This is a genomic window from Pseudoalteromonas sp. Ld20, assembly GCF_045064175.1.
Taxonomy (GTDB): domain Bacteria; phylum Pseudomonadota; class Gammaproteobacteria; order Enterobacterales; family Alteromonadaceae; genus Pseudoalteromonas; species Pseudoalteromonas neustonica.
Window position 1 is genome coordinate 25501 of the sequence record NZ_JBISHB010000035.1, and the last position, 23802, is coordinate 49302.

Consider the following 23802-nt stretch of genomic DNA (forward strand, 5'->3'; position numbering starts at 1 on the left):
TTTAATTGTTAGAAGGCTTGGTTTCAGAGTAGGCTTTACTGAACATTAGCAGGCACCCACCAACCCCCATCAATACCACTGCAATCCACACTGGCAAATTACCATATTGACTATAAATACTGTCGCCTTCGATTAATTTAATTTCAGCTTTAAGTACGTCAGCTTTAAACTGTGGCATGTTTAATTGAGTGTTACTAATAGGATCGTACACGCCGCTGATACCGTTGTTAGTAACACGAATAAGTGGGCGTTGTAACTCAAGGGCACGCATTCGTGCTATTTGCATATGCTGGTGGGGTCCGTGTGAGGCACCAAACCATGCATCATTGCTGACGGTAAATAAAATATCAGAGTCATTGCGATAATTACCTCGGACTAAATTGGCAAAGGCTATCTCGTAGCAAATGGCTGGCAGGATATTTAAACCGTTAGCACGTAGGTTATTTTGCACTTCATCGCCGCGAGTGAATGATGACATGGGTAAATCAAATAATGGTGCGATAGGGCGCAATATCTCTTCAAACGGTACGAATTCACCAATAGGGAGTAATTGATGCTTTTGATAGCGGTTATTGCCTAGGTATTGATAATGGCCATGCTCATCATCACGCTCTTTATTACCAAGTACTATAAGAGTATTGAAAATAGCGCGAGTATGGCGCTGATAGTCAACAATACCCGTTATGAGCGCTGTATTATTAAAGGATGCAGCACTATCAAGACCCGCTAAAAAACTATCAGCGAGGGCTTCTATTTCGGGGACTGCGGCCTCTGGCCAAACGATTAAATCAGTATTCCAATTTGGCCGAGTCATGTCTTGATATTTGCTCATGGTGGCCCAAAATTCACTGGGTTCAAAACGTAGGTTTTGTTTGATATTACCTTGTACGAGCAGTGTGTTAATCGTTTTATCACTGTATTTATTATCATGCCCTACAACACCTATAACGCTGATAAGTCCAATGATCGCAGTGCTGATCAACGTGGTTTTTATTTCTTTATCAAAGATTAAGCGATACAGCGAAAAACCAATGGTTATACATATTAATGTTAAGCCAAACTCACCAACTATAGGGGCTAAATAATTAAGTGGGCTGTCGGTTTGGGTATAGCCAAAACTTAACCAAGGAAAACCTGTAAGTACTACACCACGTAGGTACTCAGTTATAGCAAAGGTGCTAATAAGTAATAAACCGTAGCTATTAGGCCCACTGGCAAAGCGTGCAGAGAGCGCAAAGGCAAGTGCCGGATAGATAGCTAAATAAGCGCATAACAGCACCATCAATAGCAATGAGGCTACTAATGGCATTCCGCCAAAGGTGGCGATAGATACATGCACCCAGCTTATTCCTGCACCAAACCAGCCAAGGCCGAATATAAACCCATATTTAGCGGCATGTTTGCTGGCTAATTTACCATATTGGTTTTTTGATGTATGTGTACTATGGATTGCTACTGCTATGCAGGCAAAGGTGAGGGGCCAAATCTCAAAAGGAGCATAGCTTAGCGTTAAAAAGAGGCCCGCAAATAATGCGAGCCATGCTTTTTTATCTTTTGCTAAGTTTAGGCAATTAGTCAGTATTGTCTTCACTATCGCTGTCATCAGCCTTTGGTACGGTCACTTGTAATTGCAGTAAGCGTCGGCTATCTGCATTAGTGACTTTAAATTGTAGACCATCGATTAAAATGGTTTCGCCGCGTCCAGGCATATGACCAAAGGCATGTAGCACTGTACCACCTATTGTGTCGGCGTCTTGACTGCTATAGCCACTTTTAAATTTTTCATTAAAGTCATCAACGGGTGTTAGCGCTTGAACAATAAACACATGTTTTGCAACTTGACGAATATCTTGTTGCTCTTCTTCTTCATCATGTTCATCTTCAATCTCACCAACGATGAGTTCAAGAATATCTTCAATGGTAACTAAACCGGATACACCGCCATATTCATCAATAACAAGTGCCATATGATAGCGTTGTTGGCGAAATTCATTAAGCAATGTATCAACACGTTTACTTTCAGGTACAACTACCGCTGGGCGTAAATAATCGCGCAGTGATGGCAGTTGATCATCTTTATTTAAAATTAACGGCAGTAAATCTTTTGCTAGTAAAATACCTTCTATATGATCTTTATCTTCACATACCACCGGAAAGCGTGAATGTGTTGAGTGGACCATCATTGGAATTAGTTCTTCCAGTGGAGCGTCAACTTCAAGGGTGATCATTTGTGAGCGCGGGATCATGATGTCTCGCACTTTAAGCTCAGACACGCCAAGCACACCTTCAATCATCTCTTTGGTTTCAGGATCAATTACATCCCGTTCTTGCGCGTCGGCAATTACCTCAACCAGCTCTTCTCTATTCTGGGGTTCCCCTTGCAACATTTGGGTAATTTTACCCAACCAGGTCTTGCCAGAAGAACCCTGGCTAGTCTGCGAGTTATCGTCGCTCATTGCGTCTATTTGCTCCGTAAATTTAAATATCGTCCCGATATGGGTCTGCTATGCCTAGATCAGCTAGTAATTGCTTTTCTATGCTTTCCATCTCATTCGCATCTTCATCCTTTATATGGTCAAATCCAAGTAAATGCAAGCATCCGTGGATCACCATATGGGCAAAATGGTCATGAAATGTCTTTTCTTGCTCAATTGCTTCAGCCAATACGATGGCTGGGCAAATAATTAAATCACCGACTAAAGGTATATCTATGCCAGGTGGTGCTTCAAATTCAAACGACAACACATTGGTTGGTTTATCTTTACCACGGTAGTCATTATTGAGTTGCTGGCTTTGTGCTTCATCAGCAATAACAATGCTTAGTTCTGATTCATCACGGTATTGGCTTAATGCTTTATTCGCCCATAGCGCAAATTGCTCAAGGGTAGGCAAGTTGTCAAACTCACAGGCTATTTGTAAATCAAGTTCAGTGTTCACGGCATTACTCTTTAGTAGCAAGTTGATCTTGCTCTTTATTTGCTAGCAAATCTTTGGCGCGCTGTTTTTCTGCACGCTTTAGGCGATCCGCTTCATCATTACGCTCATACGCTTCAACTATGCGCGCAACAACAGGATGGCGAACTACATCATGGGACTGGAAAAAGTTAAAGCTTATTTCTTCTACATCGCTAAGTACTTCAATGGCGTGGCGAAGTCCTGAACGTGCCCCACGAGGTAAATCTACTTGAGTGATATCGCCGGTGATCACTGCCTTTGAATTAAAGCCAATACGAGTTAAGAACATTTTCATTTGTTCAACCGTGGTATTTTGGCTCTCGTCTAAAATAATAAAGGCATCGTTAAGTGTACGACCGCGCATAAAAGCCAGTGGTGCAACTTCAATGATGTTTTGCTCAAGTAGTTTTTCTACTTTTTCAAAACCAAGCATTTCAAATAGTGCATCGTAAAGCGGGCGCAGGTATGGGTCTATTTTTTGACTTAAATCACCCGGTAAAAACCCCAATCTCTCACCTGCTTCAACAGCAGGGCGGGTTAGTAAAATACGGCGAATTTCTTGACGTTCTAAGGCATCAACGGCGGCGGCTACGGCTAAATAGGTTTTCCCCGTTCCTGCCGGACCAATACCAAAAGTGATATCGTGACGAAAAATATTTGAGACGTAATGACCTTGGTTATCATTGCGTGGTTTTATAACGCCACGACGCGTTTTGATGACAACTTCTTTGCCATATTCACTTAACTCGTCTTGCTCTAATGCTTTTGATTCACTAATTGCTAGATGTACTGCGTTAGCTTCAATGTCAGTAATAACACCGCGCACAGGCTGGGTATCGACATACAAATCTTTAACGATTTCCATGGCTGCAAAGGCACTGGTTGTTTTACCTGTGATTTTAAAGTAGTTGTCGCGGTGAGTAATTTCAACACCTAAACGGCGCTCAATATGTTTGATATTTTCGTCAAACGGGCCACATAAAGCACAAAGACGCTTGTTGTCGGAGGGTTCTAAATAAATCTCTAATTTTTTTAATTGATTACTCAAAATTGCTTCCTATTTTAATGTGCCAGCGAGGCTGGCACGTCAATATCGCCTAAGGAACGAAAGTTGCGACACCTAATTCGTCAGGTGTTACTTGCGGTTCAGGTTGTGCAGCTTTGCTTAAAATATCAGCAGGTGCAACATCGCGGCGCAAGTTCATTTCTGATTCTGTTCGAATTAGGTCACCACGTAAAGAGTTAGGCAGCGCCTCTGTGATACGTACATCAACGAACTGGCCGATCACCGTGTGTGGGCCAACAAAGTTAACAACGCGGTTATTTTCAGTACGTCCACGCAATTCCATCGGGTTTTTCTTTGATGGGCCTTCCACTAAAATACGTTGTTCGGTATCAAACATTTGACGGCTAATTTGCTGCGCCATTTGAGTAATACGGTTTTGTAACAAGTATAAACGTTCTTTTTTCTCTTGCTCAGATACATCATCAGGCAAGTCCGCGGCAGGTGTACCTGGGCGCGCACTGTAGATAAAGCTAAAGCTCATATCAAAACCAATATCGTTGATAAGGTTCATTGTCGCTTCAAAATCCATTTTGCTTTCACCAGGGAACCCAATGATAAAGTCAGATGACATACTTAAATTAGGACGAATTTTACGTAATTTACGAATTGTCGATTTGTACTCAAGCGCGGTATGTCCACGCTTCATTAGATTAAGAATACGATCCGAGCCACTTTGTACTGGTAAATGTAAGTGATCGACAAGTTCAGGTACATCGGCATAAACTTCAATGATATCTGGTGTAAATTCTACCGGGTGCGATGTGGTGTAACGAATACGGTCAATACCATCAATCGCTGCAACATAACGAATTAAATCAGAGAAGTAACAAATTTCGCCATCGTGAGTTTCACCGCGATATGCATTTACGTTTTGACCCAGTAAGTTTACTTCACGTACGTTTTGTTCTGCTAATTGGGCGATTTCTAATAATACATCATCAAGCGGGCGGCTTACTTCTTCGCCACGAGTATAAGGTACTACGCAAAAGGTACAGTATTTAGAGCAGCCTTCCATGATAGATACAAACGCTGACGGGCCATCCGCTTTTGGCTCTGGTAAACGGTCAAACTTCTCAATTTCTGGAAATGAAATATCAACCACTGAGCTGCCTTTGTTACCTTGCACTTGTTTGATCATTTCAGGTAAGCGGTGCAGAGTTTGCGGGCCAAAAATAACGTCGACAAATGGCGCACGTTGGCGAATTGAATCACCTTCTTGCGATGCAACACAGCCACCAACGCCGATAATAAGATCAGGTTTATCATCTTTTAATAATTTCCAGCGGCCAAGCTGATGAAATACTTTTTCCTGTGCTTTTTCGCGAATTGAACAGGTATTGAGTAAGATTACATCTGCGTCTTTAGCTTCATCGGTTAACTGGTAACCGTTAGTTGCATCGAGAAGATCAGCCATTTTCTGAGAGTCGTATTCATTCATCTGACAACCCCAGGTTTTAATATGCAGCTTTTTACTCATTGAAATATAGCCTCGTTTTCAATTCGGTAGTGGCACAAAAATGTGCTAGAAACAGGATTAAGTGATGCGAAATTTTACTGTTCGCGAACTTAAAGGACGCGTATTTTATCTGGATACCCGCCCAGATCCAAGTATAGTTTTTATCTTTGTGATTTGAAATCAAACAAAGCCTTATTTGCGATGTATTAACAGTAAACACATTGGCACTTGTAAATAGAAATACGATACAATCAAACGTACTGAAAATAGCCAAATTAGCGATTTAAAAATGATGAAAAATAAGGTTATTGTTGTCGGCGGCGGCATGGTTGGTGCTGCCACGGCTGTTAAGCTTGCTAAACAAGGGTGTCAGGTTAAAGTAATTGAGCACCGTGTAATAAACCCTGTTGCTGTTTTAGCAAGTGCAAAGGTTGATATTCGTGTTTCTGCAATCAATCGCTTTTCAGAACATTTATTAGATGAATTAGGCGCAATGCCTATTTTAAAAGCGCATCGTCATGCCGCTTACCAACAATTAGAAGCATTTGAGCGTTCAGGCGATAACTTATTGTTTGATTGTCACGATATCAATACCACGCATTTAGGTCATTTGATTGAAAATAATTTAATTCAAGCAAGCATTTGGCAACAGTTTGCTGAGCATAATATTGAGGTGATTGAAATAACCCAGCCGCTGTCAAAAATTGAAGAAACGGATCAGTACGTCACGTTACATTATGGCGAGCAGCAATTTAGTGCTGATTTAGTGGTTGCAGCCGATGGCGGGCAATCATTACTACGTAAAAAAGCAGGTATAGGTGTAACAGGTTGGCAGTATGGGCAGCATTGTATGGGGGTTTTAATAAAGTTAGATGCCCCCCAGCAAGTTAAAACATGGCAGCAATTTAAACCCTCTGGCCCCGTCGCATTTTTACCCATGCAAGCACCTTACGCTAATTTAATTTGTTACCACGATGCAAAGCAACTCAAACAATGGCAACAACTTTCAGCGGTCGAACTAAAGCAACAAATCCTTAAACATTTTCCACCTTTAGCTGGGGATTTTGACGTGATTGACCACGCTGTTTTTCCGTTAGCGCGTCAACATGCAAATAGCTATTCGCACGGGCGAATTGTTTTAGTGGGTGATGCGGCACATACCATAAACCCATTAGCTGGGCAGGGGGTTAATTTAGGTTTTCAAGATGTTGTTGCCTTGGCAAAAATCCTGCACAACTGCAATGATGTTGGAGCTAAAATACAATTAAAGCATTATGAGCAAACACGTAGAAAGGCAAATTTACTCATGATGAGCATGATGGACGCGTGCTACTTTGGTTTTTCAAATCAAGTTGCGCCATTAAAATGGGCACGTAGCCAATTTTTAAAAATGGCGAATGACTCAGGCTTTTTAAAAAATCAGCTTTTAAAATACGCAATAAGTGGACAATTGAACTAGATTAAAGTTATCGGTAAGAAAGCTTTAGTCTGAACTTCAATTTTATAAATGCACGAATCACTTCGTGCATTTTATTATAGACACAAAAAATTGACCTTCTCATACCCGAGCATACAAAGCTTTTTTGCTAACTTTTGCCACTTGTTTGCATTTTAAAGCGTTCGGAAATTTACGAGTTCATTAATCATCTTTAAATTGCACGCAACCTGACTATAGAAGCGTAAATGTGAATAATTTTTTTATTTTCATAATTTTAGCAGGTACTTTTCTTTTAGGTGTGAGTTTAAAGCCTACCTTTTTGATTTATAAAAAGACAAATAGCTCGCAGTGGGGCTTACTATTGCTGTTAATTATATTTTTTATAATGGCTTATTGGTGGGTGATTTATTATTTCTTTACTCAGGGTGTGGATACCTTTGTTGCTTCTAGTGTGTCATTGATCTTATTTGGTGGCAGTGGTTTTGTTGTACTAGTTACTCGATTAAGTTTAAGCAGTATTATTAAAATAGAAAGAGTAAGCGCACAGCAACGTTTTTTAGCTGAGCATGATGTCCTCACTCGCCTACCAAATAGAAATAAGTTTTTCCGCATTCTTAAAAAGCAAATCAGTCTCAATAATTCATTTACGCTATTTTTCATAGATTTGAATGGATTTAAGCAGGTAAATGACAGGTTCGGCCATCAATACGGTGATGAGCTATTAAGTTTACTCTCTCAAAGCTTGCGTCAGCACTTATCCGGAATTGCTAAGGTATATAGAATCGGTGGCGACGAATTCGCGCTTATTTTATTTTCACGAACAGAAAAAAAATATGTCAATTGTGTCACTGCTATTAATACAGCAATCAGTCTACCTTTTTCAATCAGGGAGCAAAAAATAACGGTCATGCTGAGTATTGGTGTGAGTCGGTTTCCAGATAATAGCCAACACCAGCATGAGCTGCTGATACAAGCTGATTTGGCTATGTATGAAGCAAAAAGGACGGCTCAGCAAGTTGTTGCTTACTTTCCGGAATTAGGACACAGGGCGCGTGAATTAAGTCAGATGTCTACACGGATTGAAAAAGCATTGCAAGATAATGAATTTGAGTTGCACTTGCAGCCTATATTATCGGCTTTTGGTGGGCAGTTACATGGTGCTGAAGTCCTTATACGCTGGCCTCAAAAAAATGGGGAGTTTATACCACCAAATAAATTGATATCTGTGGCAGAACAAACAGGGTTGATTTTACCTTTATCTCAATGGATTGTATTAAATTCGTTCAAACAGTTGAAAAAGCTAAAGGCGCACGGGTTTTATGGTTTTCTTCATATAAATCTGTCACCTAAAGATTTGGAAAGCGAGGAGTTTTATTATTTTATTGAAATGCTAGTTGAATTGGATCCAAGTGTGAGTAAATCAATTATTTTTGAGATCACTGAAAACGCGATGATGACGAATTTAAATGCTGCGCGTAAAATGATGTCTAAATTGAGTCAAATGGGTTTTAAGTTCAGTGTGGACGATTTCGGTACTGGTTTCTCTTCACTGGTCTTATTAAGAGAATTGCCAATAGACCAAATAAAAATAGATCAATCATTTATAAAAAACATGCTCAATGAGCCAGCTGCATATGCAATCGTTGAATCTACAATATTTTTAGCGAGTAGGCTTAATTGTAATGTGGTTGCTGAAGGTATCGAAGAAAAGAAAGTTGAACAGGCATTAATTAAGTTAAACTGTGATTATGTTCAAGGTTTTTTCTACAGTAAAGCATTGAGTATAGATTGCTTTAGAAAGAGGTATTTAAGATAGGTAATACTAAGAAGATATAAAATTGGCTGGGATACCAGGATTTGAACCTGGGAATGCCAGGATCAAAACCTGGTGCCTTACCGCTTGGCGATATCCCAACTCTAAATTTTACTAGTTTTAGTTCTAAGTAAGAACATGGTGCGGAAGGAGAGACTTGAACTCTCACAACCTAAGTTACTGGAACCTAAATCCAGCGCGTCTACCAATTCCGCCACTCCCGCATACTAATTCATTCTTTAACAACTTACTTTGGTATAAGAAGTTGGCTGGGATACCAGGATTTGAACCTGGGAATGCCAGGATCAAAACCTGGTGCCTTACCGCTTGGCGATATCCCAACAAAGAATTATTTGATAATTTTAGTTCTTATCAAGAACATGGTGCGGAAGGAGAGACTTGAACTCTCACAACCTAAGTTACTGGAACCTAAATCCAGCGCGTCTACCAATTCCGCCACTCCCGCATACTATTTTTCATTCTTTTACAACTTTTCTTGGTAGAGAAAAGTTGGCTGGGATACCAGGATTTGAACCTGGGAATGCCAGGATCAAAACCTGGTGCCTTACCGCTTGGCGATATCCCAACAAAGAATTATTTGATAATTTTAGTTCCTATCAAGAACATGGTGCGGAAGGAGAGACTTGAACTCTCACAACCTAAGTTACTGGAACCTAAATCCAGCGCGTCTACCAATTCCGCCACTCCCGCATACTTTGTGTTATAAAACACTTGGTAGTTATTTTAAACTCTTTATTGAGCCGCAATTTAACTCTTGCAGAGCCATTTCAAAAGAAATGGTGGCTAAGACGGGATTTGAACCTGTGACCCCATCATTATGAGTGATGTGCTCTAACCAGCTGAGCTACTTAGCCATTGTTGGCTGGGATACCAGGATTTGAACCTGGGAATGCCAGGATCAAAACCTGGTGCCTTACCGCTTGGCGATATCCCAACAATAAACAAGTGATAATTTTAGTTCTTATCAGAACATGGTGCGGAAGGAGAGACTTGAACTCTCACAACCTAAGTTACTGGAACCTAAATCCAGCGCGTCTACCAATTCCGCCACTCCCGCATACTTTGTGTAATTAAACACTTGGTAGTTATTTTAAACTCTTCATTGAGCAACAAAAAATAAATGGTGGCTAAGACGGGATTTGAACCTGTGACCCCATCATTATGAGTGATGTGCTCTAACCAGCTGAGCTACTTAGCCATCTTTTTTGTTTGCACTTCATCGTTGAGTGCGGGGCGTATTATGCTGATATGACCCAAATTCGTCAACACCTTTTTTGCAAAAAAACACGTATCTTTGTTTGTTTGCAGGAAAAATAAGCTAAGCGGCTAAAATTTAATAAAAATGATGGTTTTTTGACTGCTGTATTAAGTTCATTTTGCATTTTTTAGGAACTAGGTTGAGAAAAGAATATCTTTTAGTTGGATCTTATATAAAGAGTTTGCTGTGTTGGTGAATAAAATAGACGTTTGGGCTTGTTTAATCGACCAAGAGTGTAATGATGTAATCGATATTGAAAGTATTAAATAGAATTTTGGGGCTAAAAATAAAAAAGGCTCGTAAATGAGCCTTTTAAATACTAATAAAAGAAGAGATTATTAAACGTTGAACAAGAAGTTCATTACGTCGCCATCTTTAACTATGTATTCTTTACCTTCTTGACGCATTTTACCTGCTTCTTTTGCACCACTTTCACCCTTGAAGGCAACAAAGTCATCAAAAGCGATAGTTTGTGCACGGATAAAGCCACGTTCAAAGTCAGTATGAATTTTACCTGCGGCTTGTGGTGCTGTTGCGCCTACAGGGATTGTCCATGCACGTACTTCTTTTACACCTGCAGTAAAGTAGGTTTGTAAATGCAGTAGTTCATAGCCACCACGGATCACTAAATTCAAACCAGGCTCATCAAGACCTAGATCGGCCATAAACTCAAGCTTGTCTTCGTCATCAAGTTCAGAAAGCTCAGATTCGATTGCGGCACATACAGGAACCACGACAGCATCTTCTGCTGCGGCAATTTCACGAACGCGATCAAGATATGGATTATTTTCAAACCCATCTTCAGCAACGTTTGCAATATACATCGTTGGTTTGATGGTTAAGAAGTTAACTGAGGCAATAGCTGCTTTTTCTTCTTTAGTTAATGTTAAAGAACGTAAAGTTAGGCCTTCATCAAGGTGTACTTTTACTTTTTCAAGTACGGCATTTTGTTCTTTAGCGTCTTTATCGCCACCTTTGGCTTTTTTCGCATTACGGAAAAGTGCTTTATCAGCGCTATCCATATCAGCAAGTACTAACTCGGTGTTGATCACATCAATATCATCTGCAGGATCAATAGTACCTGCAACGTGAATAATGTTTTCATCTTCAAAGCAGCGAACTACGTGGCCAATAGCATCGGTTTCACGAATGTTAGCTAAAAATTGGTTACCTAAACCTTCACCTTTTGAAGCGCCTTTTACAAGACCTGCAATATCCACAAATTCCATACTTGTTGTAAGGATGCGCTGTGGATTTACAATTTTTGCAAGTTCGTCTAGGCGAGGATCTGGCACCGGTACCACACCCGTATTAGGCTCAATGGTACAAAAAGGAAAGTTAGCGGCTTCAATACCCGCTTTGGTTAATGCATTGAAAAGTGTTGATTTACCAACATTAGGCAAACCGACGATGCCACATTTGAAACCCATAGTAAGATACCTTGTTTAGATTCGTTTAAACGGTTTTACTTAATACCTAAGCTACTAGGGTTTAAACGAATGTAGTCTGTTTTGTGCTTTTAACACACCGTCTTTTGCAAGTATTTCCATACAGCGAACTGCTTCATCAACTGCGGCATCCATTTTTTCTTGGTCTGCTTTGGCTGCTTTTCCAAGCACCCAACCAGTCACCATTTCACGATGTCCAGGATGACCTACACCTATTCGTAAACGCATGAAATCTTTTTGATTTGCCATCTTTACAATAATGTCTTTTAACCCATTATGGCCACCGTGTCCGCCACCTTTTTTTAATTTGGCAACACCGGGATCGAGATCCAATTCATCGTGAGCAACTAAAATGCTCTCAACGGGGATTTTGAAAAAGTTGGCTAAACTACCGACTGCTTTACCACTTAAATTCATATAAGTAGTGGGGATCAGTAATTTGAATTCTTGACCTTGTATGATCACTTTACCTGTAAGGCCGTGATACTTAGGATCGTGTTTTAGCGTGCAGTTATAGCGTGCAGCGAGTTGCTCAATGAACCAAGCACCTGCATTGTGGCGTGTGTTTGCGTATTCGGGGCCTGGATTAGCCAGGCCCACAAGCATTTGAATAGAATTCAAGGTGCAAACCTAGAAATTATTCTGCAGCTTCGTCTTCAACTGGCGCAGCTTTGTTAGCTTTGATAGTTACGATAGACTGGTCGTGATCAGCACCTTTCGCTAAATCAACAGATGAAACACCTGCAGGAAGTTTAACGTCAGAGATGTGGATTGAATCACCGGCTACTAAAGCAGCAACGTTAACTTCAACGAACTCAGGAAGTGCTTTTGGAAGACACGTGATTTCGATTTCAGTTAATTGGTGAACAACCGTGTTACCAGCTTTAGTTACTACGTCTTCACCGATAAAGTGAACAGGCACTTTAGTGTGAAGTTTGTGAGCAGCATCTACACGTTGGAAATCAAGGTGAGTGATCTTAGGCTTGAACGGGTGACGTTGAATATCTTTAAGGATAGCTTCAACTTTTTCACCAGCGATATCAAGAGTAAGAATGTGAGTGTAGAAACCTTCACTTTCTTGTGCTTTGATCATATCTTTATGTTCAAAAGTAAGAGTCGTAGCTTCTTTATCTGCACCGTAAAGGATAGCAGGAACTTTGTCTTCGCGACGTAGGCGGCGGCTCGCACCTGTACCAGTTTCTGTGCGTAGTTCTGCATTAAATGTATATGTTTCGTTAGACATGATGTCTCCAATAATTAAAAGAGTTAGGGCCTTTGCGACCAAGGTCCCTAGCCAAAAGGCGCGCTATCATAACACCACCCCTAACTAAAATAAACAACGGGTATAAAAAAAGCACCTTAAAGGTGCTTTATTATAATCAGTGTGTCTGTAACTAATAAGTTTAGTGTTCAAACATTGCTGAAATAGATTCTTCGTTGCTGATACGGCGAATTGTTTCAGCTAGCATGTCTGCAAGAGTTAACACTTTGATTTTATCAATTGCTTGTAATTCAGCAGACAGTGGAATTGAGTCAGTAACAATGACTTCATCAATGACAGAATTACGGATGTTTTCTACCGCTTGTCCTGATAATACAGGATGGGTTGCATAAGCAAACACGCGTTTTGCGCCATGTTCTTTAAGTGCTTCTGCAGCTTTGCACAATGTACCACCGGTGTCGATCATGTCATCAACAATAATACAGTCACGGCCTTCAACATCACCAATGATATGCATTACTTGAGAAACGTTCGCTTGTGGGCGACGTTTATCGATGATAGCTAAATCTGTGTCGTTTAATAATTTTGCAATTGCGCGAGCACGTACTACACCACCAATATCAGGTGATACTACAACAACATCATCAAACTTACGTTCTTTCATGTCTTCTAGTAATACAGGGCTACCGAATACGTTATCTACTGGCACATCAAAGAAACCTTGAATTTGCTCAGCATGTAAGTCAACCGTAAGAACGCGGTCAACACCAACACTTGATAAGAAGTCTGCAACAACTTTAGCTGTGATTGGAACACGGGCAGAACGTACACGACGGTCTTGACGCGCATAACCAAAATAAGGAATGACGGCTGTAATACGACCTGCTGATGCACGACGTAATGCATCAACCATAACAATAAGCTCCATTAAGTTATCGTTAGTAGGGGCGCAGGTTGATTGCACAATAAAAACATCCGAGCCACGAACATTTTCATTAATTTGAACACTGATCTCACCGTCGCTAAAACGGCCAACAACAGCATCGCCAACTTCAATATATAAACGTTTTGCAACTTTTTGAGCTAAGTCAGGTGTTGCGTTACCAGCGAAGAGCTTCATGTCAGGCACGGTAGGGTTCCTCAGGCACTGAATTTTTGGACTAACAAGCGATGCAAACGCGTCGCATGTTAACTTTAATTTTATTTACTTGTACGTTACTTCATTGCTTCAATGTATAGCGTTCAGCTGCGTATGGGCAGGAGAGATATTAACGCTACTGGCAATAAAACCACTCCATGTATTGGGGAGGTTTTCAAGAACAAGTTGCGCTTCTTTTTGCGTTGCAAATTCAGCAAAACAACATGAACCTGTGCCAGTCATCTTTGACGGAGCGTATTTTAGCAACCACTGGAGGGTCTTTTCAACCTCAGGACAAAGCTTTTTAACTAATGACTCACAATCGTTGCGTAAAGTCTGTTGCTGCCAATCGCCTTTGAGCTTAGGAGTATCACGTTTTAAATTGGGGTGAGTAAATATTTTAGCCGTACTTATATGTTCGTTTGGATGAACGACGCAAAACCACTTTTTTTCTAGCTCAACATCGACTAACTTCTCACCAATGCCTTGTGCTAAGGCGCTTCTACCATTTATGAACACGGGCACATCGGCTCCAAGTTTTATTCCTAATTGGGCTAATTCATTCAGTGATAAGTGACATTTCCATAATTTATTAAGCGCTAAAAGCGTGCTTGCAGCATCGGATGAACCGCCACCGACTCCGCCCCCCATAGGCAATATTTTAATTAAATTTATTTTTACACCAAACGATATTTGACAGTGGTTTTGTAACAAAATGGCTGCTTTATAGATCAAATTATCATTTAAGGGGATTCCTTGGGTGTCACCTGTGACTTCAATGCTTGCTGTATTTGTTAAAGTGAAGGTGAGTTCGTCGCCATAATTTAAAAAAGTAAATAGGGTTTCCAGTTCATGGTAGCCATCTTCACGGCGACCATTAATGTGTAAAAATAAGTTAAGTTTGGCTGGTGCCAATAATGAAAAAGAAGTCATAGTTTGCTTAGTCATATTAATTAAAGTGCCACTCGTAGAGTTGAATTTTTATTTTAATGTCTCGATGTTTTAATGTTAATTTTTTTGGTAACCAAAACCCAGCATGTTGTTGATAATCGCCGTAGCTAATATCCCATTGGCTGCCATCGATATCTTGCCAGGTAATACTTTTCGCTCGACCTAATTCATCTACTTGCAGTGACTCATCTGTAGCCGTTCCTTTTAGCCAGTGCTCAGCATTTTCAAGAGGAATAGTAAAGCCAGTTAATCGATGCAATAACGCTGAGGCGTTTTGATCATAAAAAACTTGGTCGTCATACTCAAGCTCAGCCCCTTCAGCCGATTGTTTTAACGCTAATACTCGTGTTCCAATAAATGTTGTGAGAATAAGTTGATTTAACTCTTCCTTTTGCTGCCAGTTTAAATTAGCAGATTGACGTTCTTGTGAGCTGATAAATGCCATCTTACCTTCAACTTGCCAGTTACTTTGTTGCGATAATTGGTCCTTCCAATTGGCATAAAGGGCTGTTTGTTGATCAATTCGGTGAGCGCAACCGCTTAAAAATAAAAAAAATGTGAGTAAAATCAAATATAGTCGAATCAAATGTCGTTCCTTACTTTCCATATTCAGCTGATTTTTGGTAAAATTATTGCCTTTCGAGCATGGCTTAGCAATATTTGGCAAATATGACCATAGTAGCACTTGGTATTAATCACAAAACCGCATCCGTAGAATTACGAGAAAAGGTCGCCTTTTCGCCTGAGCAATTATCAGAGGCGTTACAGCAACTAAGTGATCATGAACAGTTTAATGAAGCCGTTATAGTATCAACCTGTAACCGCACCGAAATCTATTGTAGCCTTGCTCAGCAAAATTCCCAAACACTGTTACAGTGGCTTGCAAGTTTCCATGGTTTAGATGAACAAGAGCTGAGTGACAATATATATTGTCATGAAGACCAAGACGCTATCAATCATTTAATGCGCGTATCGTGTGGGCTCGATTCACTGGTGTTGGGGGAGCCGCAAATTTTAGGGCAAATTAAGCAGGCTTATAACAGCGCTAAAAACCATAATTCGGTTAACTTGATTTTTGATCGTTTATTTCAAAAAACATTTTCAGTGGCAAAGCAAGTCAGAACAGAGACCGAGATAGGCGCAAGCGCTGTTTCAGTTGCATACGCTGCAGTTAATTTAGCAAAGCATATTTATGGAAAGTTAGATAAAACAAATGTGCTATTAATAGGTGCAGGGGAAACAATAGAGCTAGTCGCTAAACATTTATACCAAAATGAGCCACAGCAAATTACAGTCGCAAACCGTACTATTGAACGCGCTAAATTATTAGCACAAGACGTTAATGCGGATGTTATTGCATTAGCACAGTTACCTGAGCGATTACATCAAGCAGATATCGTTATTAGTTCGACTGCGAGTACACTCCCTATTATTGGTAAAGGTGTGGTTGAACAAGCACTAAAACAACGTCGTAATAAGCCAATGTTATTTATTGATATTGCTGTGCCGCGTGACATTGAAAGTCAAGTTGGTGAATTAGATGCCGCCTATTTGTATTCGGTTGATGACTTACAGGCAATAGTAAGCGAAAATATCGCCTCAAGAGAACAAGCCGCTGACGAGGCGCAAGTTATTATTACTCAGCGCTGTGCTGAATTTGTAATGTGGATGCGTTCACTCGACTCAGTCGATTTGATTCGTACATATCGTCAAGATGTACATGATATAAAGTCTGAATTGGTTGATAAGGCAATTAGCCAATTAAATACTGGTAAAGACGCAGAAAAAATTATTTTAGAGCTGGCCAACAAATTAACCAACCGTTTGATGCACGCGCCTACCCGTGCAATTCAAGATGCGGCTAAAAAAGGTGAAGTTGCTCAGTTAAGCCAATTAAAGAAAATGTTAGGTATTGATCAGGAATAACAGTTACATGAAAGAGTCCGTTTATCATAAATTAGAAACCTTAGTTGAGCGTTATGAAGAAGTCCAAGCGTTACTAAGTGACCCGTCGGTTATTAGCGATCAAAACCGCTTTCGTGCTCTTTCTAAAGAATATTCTGAGCTGGAAGAAATCGTTAAAGCATTTTTAGGCTATCAAGAAACACAAAATGATGTTGTTGCTGCAGAAGAAATGCTGAAAGATTCAGACCCAGATATGCGTGAAATGGCGCAAGAAGAATATAAAGAAGCAAAAGCACAAATTCTGGTAATTGAAGATCAAATACAAGTATTAATGTTGCCAAAAGACCCGCGAGATAATAACAACGTGTTTGTTGAAGTACGCGCTGGGACGGGCGGTGATGAAGCGGCTATTTTTGCAGGTGACTTATTCCGTATGTACAGCCGTTACGCAGAAACTAAAAAATGGAAAGTAGAAGTTGTGAGCACCAATGAAGGTGAGCACGGTGGTTACAAAGAAGTGATTGCGAATATCAGTGGTGAAGGTGTTTACGGGCAATTAAAGTTTGAATCAGGTGTACATCGCGTACAACGTGTGCCAGAAACTGAGTCTCAGGGGCGCGTGCATACGTCAGCGTGTACTGTAGCGGTGATGGCGGAAGTACCAGAGGCCGAAGCGATACAAATTAACACCGCGGATTTAAAAGTTGATACCTTTCGTGCATCAGGTGCCGGTGGTCAGCACGTTAATAAAACCGATTCAGCTATTCGACTTACGCATATACCTACTGGTGTTGTGGTTGAGTGTCAGGATCAACGTTCACAGCATAAAAACCGCGCTAAAGCGATGTCAGTACTTGCAGCTAGATTACAGCAAGCCGAAGATGAGAAACGCCATGCAGCAGAAGCATCAGAGCGTCGTAACTTAGTGGGAAGCGGTGATCGTTCAGAGCGAATACGTACTTACAACTACCCGCAAGGACGTATTACAGATCATCGTATCAATCTCACTTTATATCGCTTAAATGAAGTAGTAGCAGGTGATTTAGGCTGTGTGGTTGAGCCGCTTATGCAAGAATATCAAGCTGATTTATTAGCCGCAATGGGTGATGAATAATCGTGACAGACACGGTTGACTCAGCAATTAAACGGGCTGCTTTGCTATTGCAAAGTAGCACCGACAGTGCAAAACTAGATGCACAAGTTTTATTACTTGATGTGCTCCAAAAACCACATAGCTATTTATTTAGTTGGCCTGAAAAGCAGCTTAGTGCAGCTCAACAGTTGCAATTTGATGAGTATTGTCAGCGACGTTTAAATGGTGAACCTGTTGCCCATATAACAGGTTTGCGAGAGTTTTGGAGTTTACCATTACAAGTTAATGCAAGCACTTTGATCCCACGCCCAGATACAGAAACATTGGTTGAACATGCCTTAGGTTTACAGTTACCGACAGTTGCTAATGTGCTTGATTTGGGCACGGGCACAGGTGCAATTGCACTTGCGCTTGCCAGCGAAATGCCACATTGGCAGATAACGGGTGTTGATAGAGTGAGCGAGGCTGTCGCACTTGCTAATACGAATAAGCAGCGCTTAGGGTTTACGAATGTAGGCTTTGTGCAAAGTGATTGGTTTAGTGAAGTAGCAATGCAACAGTTTGATTTAATTGTTAGTAATCCGCCTTATATTGAACAAGATGATATCCACTTAAATCAAGGTGATGTTCGTTTTGAACCGCTGTCAGCATTAGTAGCTGACGATGACGGTATGGCCGATATCAAGTACATTATTACTCAAGCGCGTGATTATTTAACGACAAATGGCTATCTTCTGATAGAGCATGGTTATCAACAAAGTACTAAAGTGCATAGTTTTTTTGCACAAATGGCGTATACAAATATACTTACAGTTAAAGATTTAGCAAATAACGATCGTGTAACGCTTGCACAGTGGCCTGGATAATTATAAAAATTGCAGTGCGAGAGCAACGAAAACCGCCTTTGAGGACTAAGTGAATGGATGATTTTTTATTTTCGGATGAACCGCAAGAAGAAGAAGTAGAAGTAATTAAGGGGACCTGGAAAGTCATCATTGTTGATGATGAATCTGAAGTTCATGCAGTAACTAAATTAGCGTTGAGTGATTTTGAATTTCAAAATAAGCGCTTAGAGTTTATTAGTGCTTATTCAGGTGCGGAAGCAAAAAAAGTAATAGACAATAATCCAGATGCCGCAATTGTACTTCTAGATGTAGTGATGGAAACGGATGACGCCGGGCTTAAAGTTGCACAGTATATTCGTGAAGTCGCTAAAAATAATCATATCCGTATTATTCTGCGTACAGGTCAACCAGGGCAAGCACCAGAGCGTCAAGTTATCGTTAATTATGATATCAACGATTATAAATCGAAGACTGAACTGACGGCACAAAAGCTATTCACCGTTGTGATGTCTAGCTTACGTTCTTATCGCGATATATTATCGATTGAGCAATCTCGCCAAGGTCTTGAAAAAATAATTAAAGCATCACGAGATATTTTTTCAGCTCACTCAATTGAGAGTTTTATTGAGGGCGTTATGCAACAATTAACTTCTTTGATAGGCACCGTAGATCAAGCAATGTATGCAACCAGTTTAGTTGCAGGTAACCCACAAGATAACCAAAAAAAGCTGGTTGTTTTTTCTGGTCGCGGCGATTTTGAACGCAGTGAGGGTAAAGCGATTGAAGAAGTATTAAGTACTGATCAATTACTCGCATGCAAAGAAGCATTACAAGGTAAAACAATTATTTATAAAGATAATTATTTATTTGCGTATTGTTGTAGTGAGTATAACCATAATTCAATGTTGTTCATTTCAGGTATTCCGCAACATTTGACGGATACACAACGTCATCTAATTAAGATTTTTTCACAAAACGTGCAACTAGCGTATGAAAATGTGCAATTACAATCAGAAATAGAAGCGACACAACAAGAATTGATGCTTCGTTTAAGTGAAGCGCTTGAACAACGCTCAACAGAAACGGGAAACCATGTAAAACGGGTTTCTCATATTTGTCATATTTTAGCGCTGGGTTATGGTTTATCAAAACGTGAAGCAGAACTTATTCGTTTAGCATCGCCTTTACATGATGTAGGTAAAGTCGGTATTCCAGATGCGATACTTAATAAGCCATCTAAACTGACAGATGCTGAATGGGAAGTCATGAAAACGCATACTCAAAAAGGGCATGCAATTTTAAAAGATTCAACACGTGAAATTGTGAATGCAGGTGCATTAATTGCCCGTGATCATCATGAAAAATGGGATGGCTCTGGGTATCCTCTGGGGCTAAAAGAAAAAAACATCCACATTTTTGGCAGAATAGTCGCACTTGCTGACGTTTATGATGCACTACGCCACAAGCGTTGTTATAAAGAGGCGTGGACATGTGAGAAAGTAGTCGAAGAAATTAATCAACAAAAAGGTAAACACTTTGAGCCTAAATTAGTTGATATATTTAATGACAATCTTGATGAATTAGAGCAAGTATTAGCGCGTTATCCTGACTAGGGGGCGCGGTTTAATTTTATAAAACAAAGTAGTACAGGGGCATATGGAATATTTAGCAGTAAAACACACTCACATGGCAATCGCCGTTTTAAGCATCGTTTTATTTTATGTACGTTCATTTTCACGAATGGGAAGTGGCACAATCGCAAAGAATAAGGTGGTATTTATTGGTAGCCACGCTACAGATACATTCTTACTTATTTCAGCGTTTGCGTTAATGGCCATTGCAAAAATGAACCCATTGGAGCAGATGTGGCTACTTGAAAAAATTATTTTAGTTGTGGCTTATATTGTACTGGGCGTTATTGCAAGTAAGCAGCAAAAAACCAGCATTAAAGTAGTCCTATTGGTTGTTACAACAGCTGTAATCGCATTAATAGGTAAATTAGCAGTTACTAAGACAGCTTTGTTTCTTTAACTCTCTGAATGTGCAAAGACATATTGAGTCTTTGCACTAAATATCCGCGTGATCTCAAAACATTGAATCAAGTGATTTGAGAATACGCGGGTATAAACTAACGCGCGGCGTTGGTATCTCGCCTAAAAACTAGGTAAACTAGTGATTCGTTTTCTAAAAAAGATGTTGCAGTATTAATGACCACCCCTTGGTTTGAAGATCAAAATGAGTCCTATCAAGATGAGGCTTTTGACACATTCGTTCCCCAAGCGTTGTATCGTTGTATCAGCGCTGAAGCAAAGTGGGACCCTCAAGCAGATCTAAGCGATAGCTTTGCTACATTGAGCGATTTTGAAAGTCAGGTAACTGAGCTATGCCAGCAACATATTGATACTCACGAGCGCTTTGACGCATTAGTTGATATGTTTTTCACGCAGTGGCTATTTAGTGTCTCAAGTCTAAAAGTACCAGAATACACTCTGAATAGTTTTAGCTATATGCTCAGTATGCGCAGTGGTTCAGAAACGACGTTGGCAATATTATTATGTCATTTACTCAATCATGCTGATTTTGATGCTAATGTGACTATTAACAATAGTGAAGTAAACGTACATATTGCAATCAGTGATGAGGAAGGGTATTTACTCGAACCCAGTACTGGTCAGCAAAGCTGGTATATCATTCCTGAAAACGCCAGTGAAGAAAATGGTGACGAACAAGAACCGTTAGAGCTTATTTTTGATGAAGATGTTTATAAACTTTATTTAGCGCAACAAAAATGGGCATTTATCAGCGGTAATAAATTTGGTCATGCTTTGAACTGCGTCGAAATGCTCATGGAACTCATTGGTGATGATCCATATGAAAGACGTGATCGAGGTTATTTATTAAACCAGCTAGATTGCCCGCAAATGGCGCGTGACGACTTACAATTTTTTATTGATGAATGTCCAGATGATCCAGCAATAGAAATAATTCAGCACCAATTAGAAGAACTCGAAGATAATAATAAAACGCACCATTAATTTTAAGGAATTCCAATGGTTGATACTAATACCGCATTAATTACCAACGATGCCGTTGTATTTGGTTTGTTGGCTGTAATATTAGGTTTTATTTTTAAAACATCTCATAGTGAGCACAGTGCACTAAAAAAGTTTTACAAATATGTCCCCGCATTACTCCTTTGCTATTTTTTACCGTCACTGCTTAATACATTTGGTATTGTCGATGGCAGCGCCTCTAATGTTTATTATGTGGCGTCGCGCTATTTACTACCAGCGTGTTTAATTTTACTGACAATCAGCATTGATTTACGTGCCATTATTAATCTTGGCCCCAAAGCACTCATTATGTTTTTGACGGGGACAGTGGGTATTGTAATTGGTGGTCCTTTAGCTATTTTGATCATGAGTGCGGTGTATCCAGAAGCTGTCGGTGGTCATGGTCCTGATGCCGTATGGCGCGGAATGACAACAATCGCAGGTAGTTGGATTGGCGGTGGTGCAAACCAGGCGTCTATGAAAGAAATGTTTGAAGTCGGCGGTGATATTTTCTCTGCTATGGTAACCGTTGATGTGATTGTCGCTAATTTGTGGATGGCTGTGTTGTTATTAATGGCCGCCAATCATAAAGCGATTGATGCAAAAACGGGCGCAGATACCAGTGCAATCGAAGACTTAAAAAATCGTGTTGAAAAATACCAAGCTGAGCATGCGCGCACACCCACGTTAAACGATTATATGATGATAATCGCAATCGCCTTTGGTATTACAGGCCTTGCGCATTTTTGCGCTGACTTTTTAGGGCCTTTCTTTGGGGCTAATTTCCCATGGGCGCAAGAGTACAGCTTAAACAGCAAGTTTTTTTGGTTAATCGTTATTTCTACCACGATCGGCATTAGCCTGTCATTTACCAAAGTGCGACATATTGAAGCGTTTGGCGCGTCGAAGGTTGCGTCAAGTTTCTTGTATATCTTAGTGGCATCGATTGGCTTACATATGAATATAACGGCTATTTTTGAGTCGCCTATGTATTTTGTAATTGGTTTAATCTGGATGTTAACGCACGCTAGTTTAATGCTAATTGTGGCTAAAATTATAAAAGCGCCGCTATTTTATATGGCCGTTGGTTCTCAGGCTAACGTCGGCGGCGCCGCATCTGCCCCTGTTGTGGCATCTGCTTTTCACCCATCGCTTGCGCCCGTTGGTGTGCTATTGGCGGTTATGGGCTACGGAGTAGGTACGTACATGGCATATATTTGTGGATTAATGATGCAAGCAGTTGCACCTTGAGGAATAATAATGAATAACCATTTGATTAAAATTAGTAATATTGAACTGGCCAATGATAAACCGTTTGTGTTGTTCGGTGGCATGAATGTACTTGAGTCTCGCGATCTGGCGATGCGAATTGCTGAGCATTACGTGGAAGTGACCAGCAAGCTTAATATTCCTTATGTATTTAAAGCGTCATTTGATAAAGCAAACCGATCATCAATAAATTCATACCGTGGACCAGGTATGGAAGAAGGGCTGAGAATTTTTGAAGAGATCAAAAAAACGTTTAATGTTCCGCTTATCACAGACGTTCATGAACCTCATCAAGCTGCGCCTGTGGCTGAAGTCGTTGATGTTATCCAACTACCTGCATTTTTAGCACGTCAAACGGATCTCGTTGTAGCAATGGCTAAGACGGGCGCTGTTATTAATGTTAAAAAACCACAGTTTTTAGCTCCACACGAAATGCGCCATATCATTACTAAATTTAATGAAGCGGGTAATAACAACATAGCGTTGTGTGAGCGTGGTTCTAGTTTTGGTTATAATAATCTTGTTGTCGATATGCTAGGTATGGATGACATGAAGCCAATGGCTCCTGTTATTTTTGATGCAACCCATGCATTACAACGCCCTGGTGGACGTGCAGACTCTGCTGATGGACGCCGTGCTCAAGCGGCTGAACTTGCTCGCAGTGGAATGGCGCTCGGACTTGCTGGACTATTTATTGAAGCTCACCCTAATCCAAACGAAGCCAGATGTGACGGCCCATGTGCGTTAGCATTGAGTAAACTTGAAGGCTACTTGAGCCAAATGAAAGCGGTTGATGATTTAATTAAAAGCTTTGCACCACTGGATACCAGTGCAAGCGATTTATAATTAGCGACGTCTATACCCAAGCCAC

Annotated in this window: 21 protein-coding genes and 10 tRNA genes; 10 read left to right on the forward strand and 21 right to left on the reverse strand. The window is 40.3% G+C overall.

All coding sequences use genetic code 11. The annotated features are described in order from the left end of the window. Nucleotide 1: 1 nt before the first annotated feature. Genes lnt through miaB form a run of 5 tightly spaced genes read right to left on the reverse strand, consistent with a single transcriptional unit; the run spans nt 2 to nt 5498 of the window. Entirely contained in the window at nt 2–1591 is a 1590-nt protein-coding gene (lnt, locus tag ACJJVX_RS11625) for an apolipoprotein N-acyltransferase (RefSeq protein ID WP_169326934.1), read from the reverse strand. Continuing rightward, on the reverse strand, nt 1572–2456 hold the full coding sequence (gene corC / locus ACJJVX_RS11630; RefSeq protein ID WP_054206473.1) for a CNNM family magnesium/cobalt transport protein CorC: 885 nt from the start codon (nt 2454–2456) through the stop codon (nt 1572–1574). The genes lnt and corC overlap by 20 nt, the downstream gene beginning before the upstream one ends. 22 nt (nt 2457–2478) lie before the next feature. Then, a complete protein-coding gene (gene ybeY, locus ACJJVX_RS11635) occupies nt 2479–2937 on the reverse strand; it encodes an rRNA maturation RNase YbeY (RefSeq protein WP_054206472.1) in 459 nt (152 codons plus the stop codon). A 4-nt stretch (nt 2938–2941) separates the two neighbouring features. After that, nucleotides 2942–4003 carry a PhoH family protein gene (locus ACJJVX_RS11640; RefSeq protein WP_054455342.1) on the reverse strand — a complete coding sequence of 354 codons (1062 nt, stop codon included), beginning with the start codon at nt 4001–4003 and terminating at the stop codon, nt 2942–2944. Between the two features lie 49 nt (nt 4004–4052). Then, nucleotides 4053–5498, reverse strand: a complete 1446-nt coding sequence (gene miaB / locus ACJJVX_RS11645; RefSeq protein WP_054455340.1) for a tRNA (N6-isopentenyl adenosine(37)-C2)-methylthiotransferase MiaB — start codon at nt 5496–5498, stop codon at nt 4053–4055. Nucleotides 5499–5766: 268 nt separating this feature from the next. On the opposite strand from miaB, the gene ACJJVX_RS11650 reads away from it, so the two are divergent. Together ACJJVX_RS11650 and ACJJVX_RS11655 are read left to right on the forward strand one after the other, a co-directional pair. Then, nucleotides 5767–6936, forward strand: a complete 1170-nt coding sequence (locus ACJJVX_RS11650; RefSeq protein ID WP_054455338.1) for an FAD-dependent monooxygenase — start codon at nt 5767–5769, stop codon at nt 6934–6936. 226 nt (nt 6937–7162) lie between these two features. Further along, nucleotides 7163–8731 (forward strand): putative bifunctional diguanylate cyclase/phosphodiesterase, encoded by a 1569-nt coding sequence (locus ACJJVX_RS11655; RefSeq protein WP_405631579.1) that lies wholly within the window; start codon nt 7163–7165, stop codon nt 8729–8731. A gap of 23 nt (nt 8732–8754) precedes the next feature. On the opposite strand, the gene ACJJVX_RS11660 is transcribed toward ACJJVX_RS11655, so the two are convergent. From ACJJVX_RS11660 to lolB, 16 genes are all read right to left on the reverse strand, one after another. Then, a tRNA-Gln gene (locus ACJJVX_RS11660) sits at nt 8755–8829 on the reverse strand. A 38-nt stretch (nt 8830–8867) separates the two neighbouring features. Beyond that, nucleotides 8868–8952, reverse strand: a tRNA-Leu gene (locus tag ACJJVX_RS11665). A 42-nt stretch (nt 8953–8994) separates the two neighbouring features. Then, a tRNA-Gln gene (locus ACJJVX_RS11670) sits at nt 8995–9069 on the reverse strand. 40 nt (nt 9070–9109) lie between these two features. Further along, a tRNA-Leu gene (locus ACJJVX_RS11675) sits at nt 9110–9194 on the reverse strand. Nucleotides 9195–9239: 45 nt separating this feature from the next. Continuing rightward, a tRNA-Gln gene (locus tag ACJJVX_RS11680) sits at nt 9240–9314 on the reverse strand. A gap of 40 nt (nt 9315–9354) precedes the next feature. After that, nucleotides 9355–9439 (reverse strand) — tRNA-Leu (locus tag ACJJVX_RS11685). A gap of 87 nt (nt 9440–9526) precedes the next feature. Beyond that, a tRNA-Met gene (locus tag ACJJVX_RS11690) sits at nt 9527–9603 on the reverse strand. A 5-nt stretch (nt 9604–9608) separates the two neighbouring features. Then, a tRNA-Gln gene (locus ACJJVX_RS11695) sits at nt 9609–9683 on the reverse strand. 38 nt (nt 9684–9721) lie between these two features. Beyond that, nucleotides 9722–9806: transfer RNA gene (locus ACJJVX_RS11700), tRNA-Leu, on the reverse strand. 64 nt (nt 9807–9870) lie between these two features. Then, nucleotides 9871–9947 (reverse strand) — tRNA-Met (locus ACJJVX_RS11705). A gap of 398 nt (nt 9948–10345) precedes the next feature. Further along, nucleotides 10346–11437, reverse strand: coding sequence for a redox-regulated ATPase YchF (ychF, locus tag ACJJVX_RS11710; protein WP_169326929.1), 1092 nt, complete (start codon nt 11435–11437; stop codon nt 10346–10348). 54 nt (nt 11438–11491) lie between these two features. After that, nucleotides 11492–12076 carry an aminoacyl-tRNA hydrolase gene (pth, locus tag ACJJVX_RS11715; RefSeq protein WP_405631582.1) on the reverse strand — a complete coding sequence of 195 codons (585 nt, stop codon included), beginning with the start codon at nt 12074–12076 and terminating at the stop codon, nt 11492–11494. Between the two features lie 16 nt (nt 12077–12092). Beyond that, complete coding sequence (locus ACJJVX_RS11720) at nt 12093–12698, reverse strand: 50S ribosomal protein L25/general stress protein Ctc (protein WP_054206465.1); 606 nt, start codon at nt 12696–12698, stop codon at nt 12093–12095. A gap of 160 nt (nt 12699–12858) precedes the next feature. Next, the gene (locus ACJJVX_RS11725; RefSeq protein WP_054206464.1) at nt 12859–13806 is read right to left on the reverse strand and encodes a ribose-phosphate pyrophosphokinase; all 948 of its coding nucleotides are present in this window, start codon (nt 13804–13806) and stop codon (nt 12859–12861) included. A 99-nt stretch (nt 13807–13905) separates the two neighbouring features. After that, nucleotides 13906–14763 carry a 4-(cytidine 5'-diphospho)-2-C-methyl-D-erythritol kinase gene (ispE, locus tag ACJJVX_RS11730; RefSeq protein WP_405631586.1) on the reverse strand — a complete coding sequence of 286 codons (858 nt, stop codon included), beginning with the start codon at nt 14761–14763 and terminating at the stop codon, nt 13906–13908. Nucleotide 14764: 1 nt separating this feature from the next. Beyond that, nucleotides 14765–15352 (reverse strand): lipoprotein insertase outer membrane protein LolB, encoded by a 588-nt coding sequence (lolB, locus tag ACJJVX_RS11735; protein ID WP_405631589.1) that lies wholly within the window; start codon nt 15350–15352, stop codon nt 14765–14767. 83 nt (nt 15353–15435) lie between these two features. Here lolB and hemA point away from each other — a divergent pair, with 83 nt between their 5' ends. The 8 genes from hemA (at nt 15436) to kdsA (ending at nt 23777) form a co-directional block, all read left to right on the forward strand. Further along, nucleotides 15436–16692 carry a glutamyl-tRNA reductase gene (hemA, locus tag ACJJVX_RS11740; RefSeq protein WP_054206462.1) on the forward strand — a complete coding sequence of 419 codons (1257 nt, stop codon included), beginning with the start codon at nt 15436–15438 and terminating at the stop codon, nt 16690–16692. Nucleotides 16693–16699: 7 nt separating this feature from the next. After that, a complete protein-coding gene (gene prfA, locus ACJJVX_RS11745; RefSeq protein ID WP_054206461.1) occupies nt 16700–17785 on the forward strand; it encodes a peptide chain release factor 1 in 1086 nt (361 codons plus the stop codon). Nucleotides 17786–17787: 2 nt separating this feature from the next. Beyond that, nucleotides 17788–18630 (forward strand): peptide chain release factor N(5)-glutamine methyltransferase, encoded by an 843-nt coding sequence (gene prmC / locus ACJJVX_RS11750; protein ID WP_054206460.1) that lies wholly within the window; start codon nt 17788–17790, stop codon nt 18628–18630. 53 nt (nt 18631–18683) lie between these two features. Next, nucleotides 18684–20222 carry a response regulator gene (locus ACJJVX_RS11755; RefSeq protein WP_054206459.1) on the forward strand — a complete coding sequence of 513 codons (1539 nt, stop codon included), beginning with the start codon at nt 18684–18686 and terminating at the stop codon, nt 20220–20222. A 43-nt stretch (nt 20223–20265) separates the two neighbouring features. After that, nucleotides 20266–20640, forward strand: a complete 375-nt coding sequence (locus ACJJVX_RS11760) for a SirB2 family protein (RefSeq protein ID WP_054206458.1) — start codon at nt 20266–20268, stop codon at nt 20638–20640. A 176-nt stretch (nt 20641–20816) separates the two neighbouring features. After that, nucleotides 20817–21644, forward strand: a complete 828-nt coding sequence (locus tag ACJJVX_RS11765) for a tetratricopeptide repeat protein (protein WP_054206457.1) — start codon at nt 20817–20819, stop codon at nt 21642–21644. A 15-nt stretch (nt 21645–21659) separates the two neighbouring features. After that, entirely contained in the window at nt 21660–22913 is a 1254-nt protein-coding gene (locus ACJJVX_RS11770; RefSeq protein WP_054206456.1) for a DUF819 domain-containing protein, read from the forward strand. Between the two features lie 9 nt (nt 22914–22922). After that, the gene (gene kdsA / locus ACJJVX_RS11775; RefSeq protein WP_054206455.1) at nt 22923–23777 is read left to right on the forward strand and encodes a 3-deoxy-8-phosphooctulonate synthase; all 855 of its coding nucleotides are present in this window, start codon (nt 22923–22925) and stop codon (nt 23775–23777) included. Nucleotides 23778–23802: the final 25 nt, after the last annotated feature.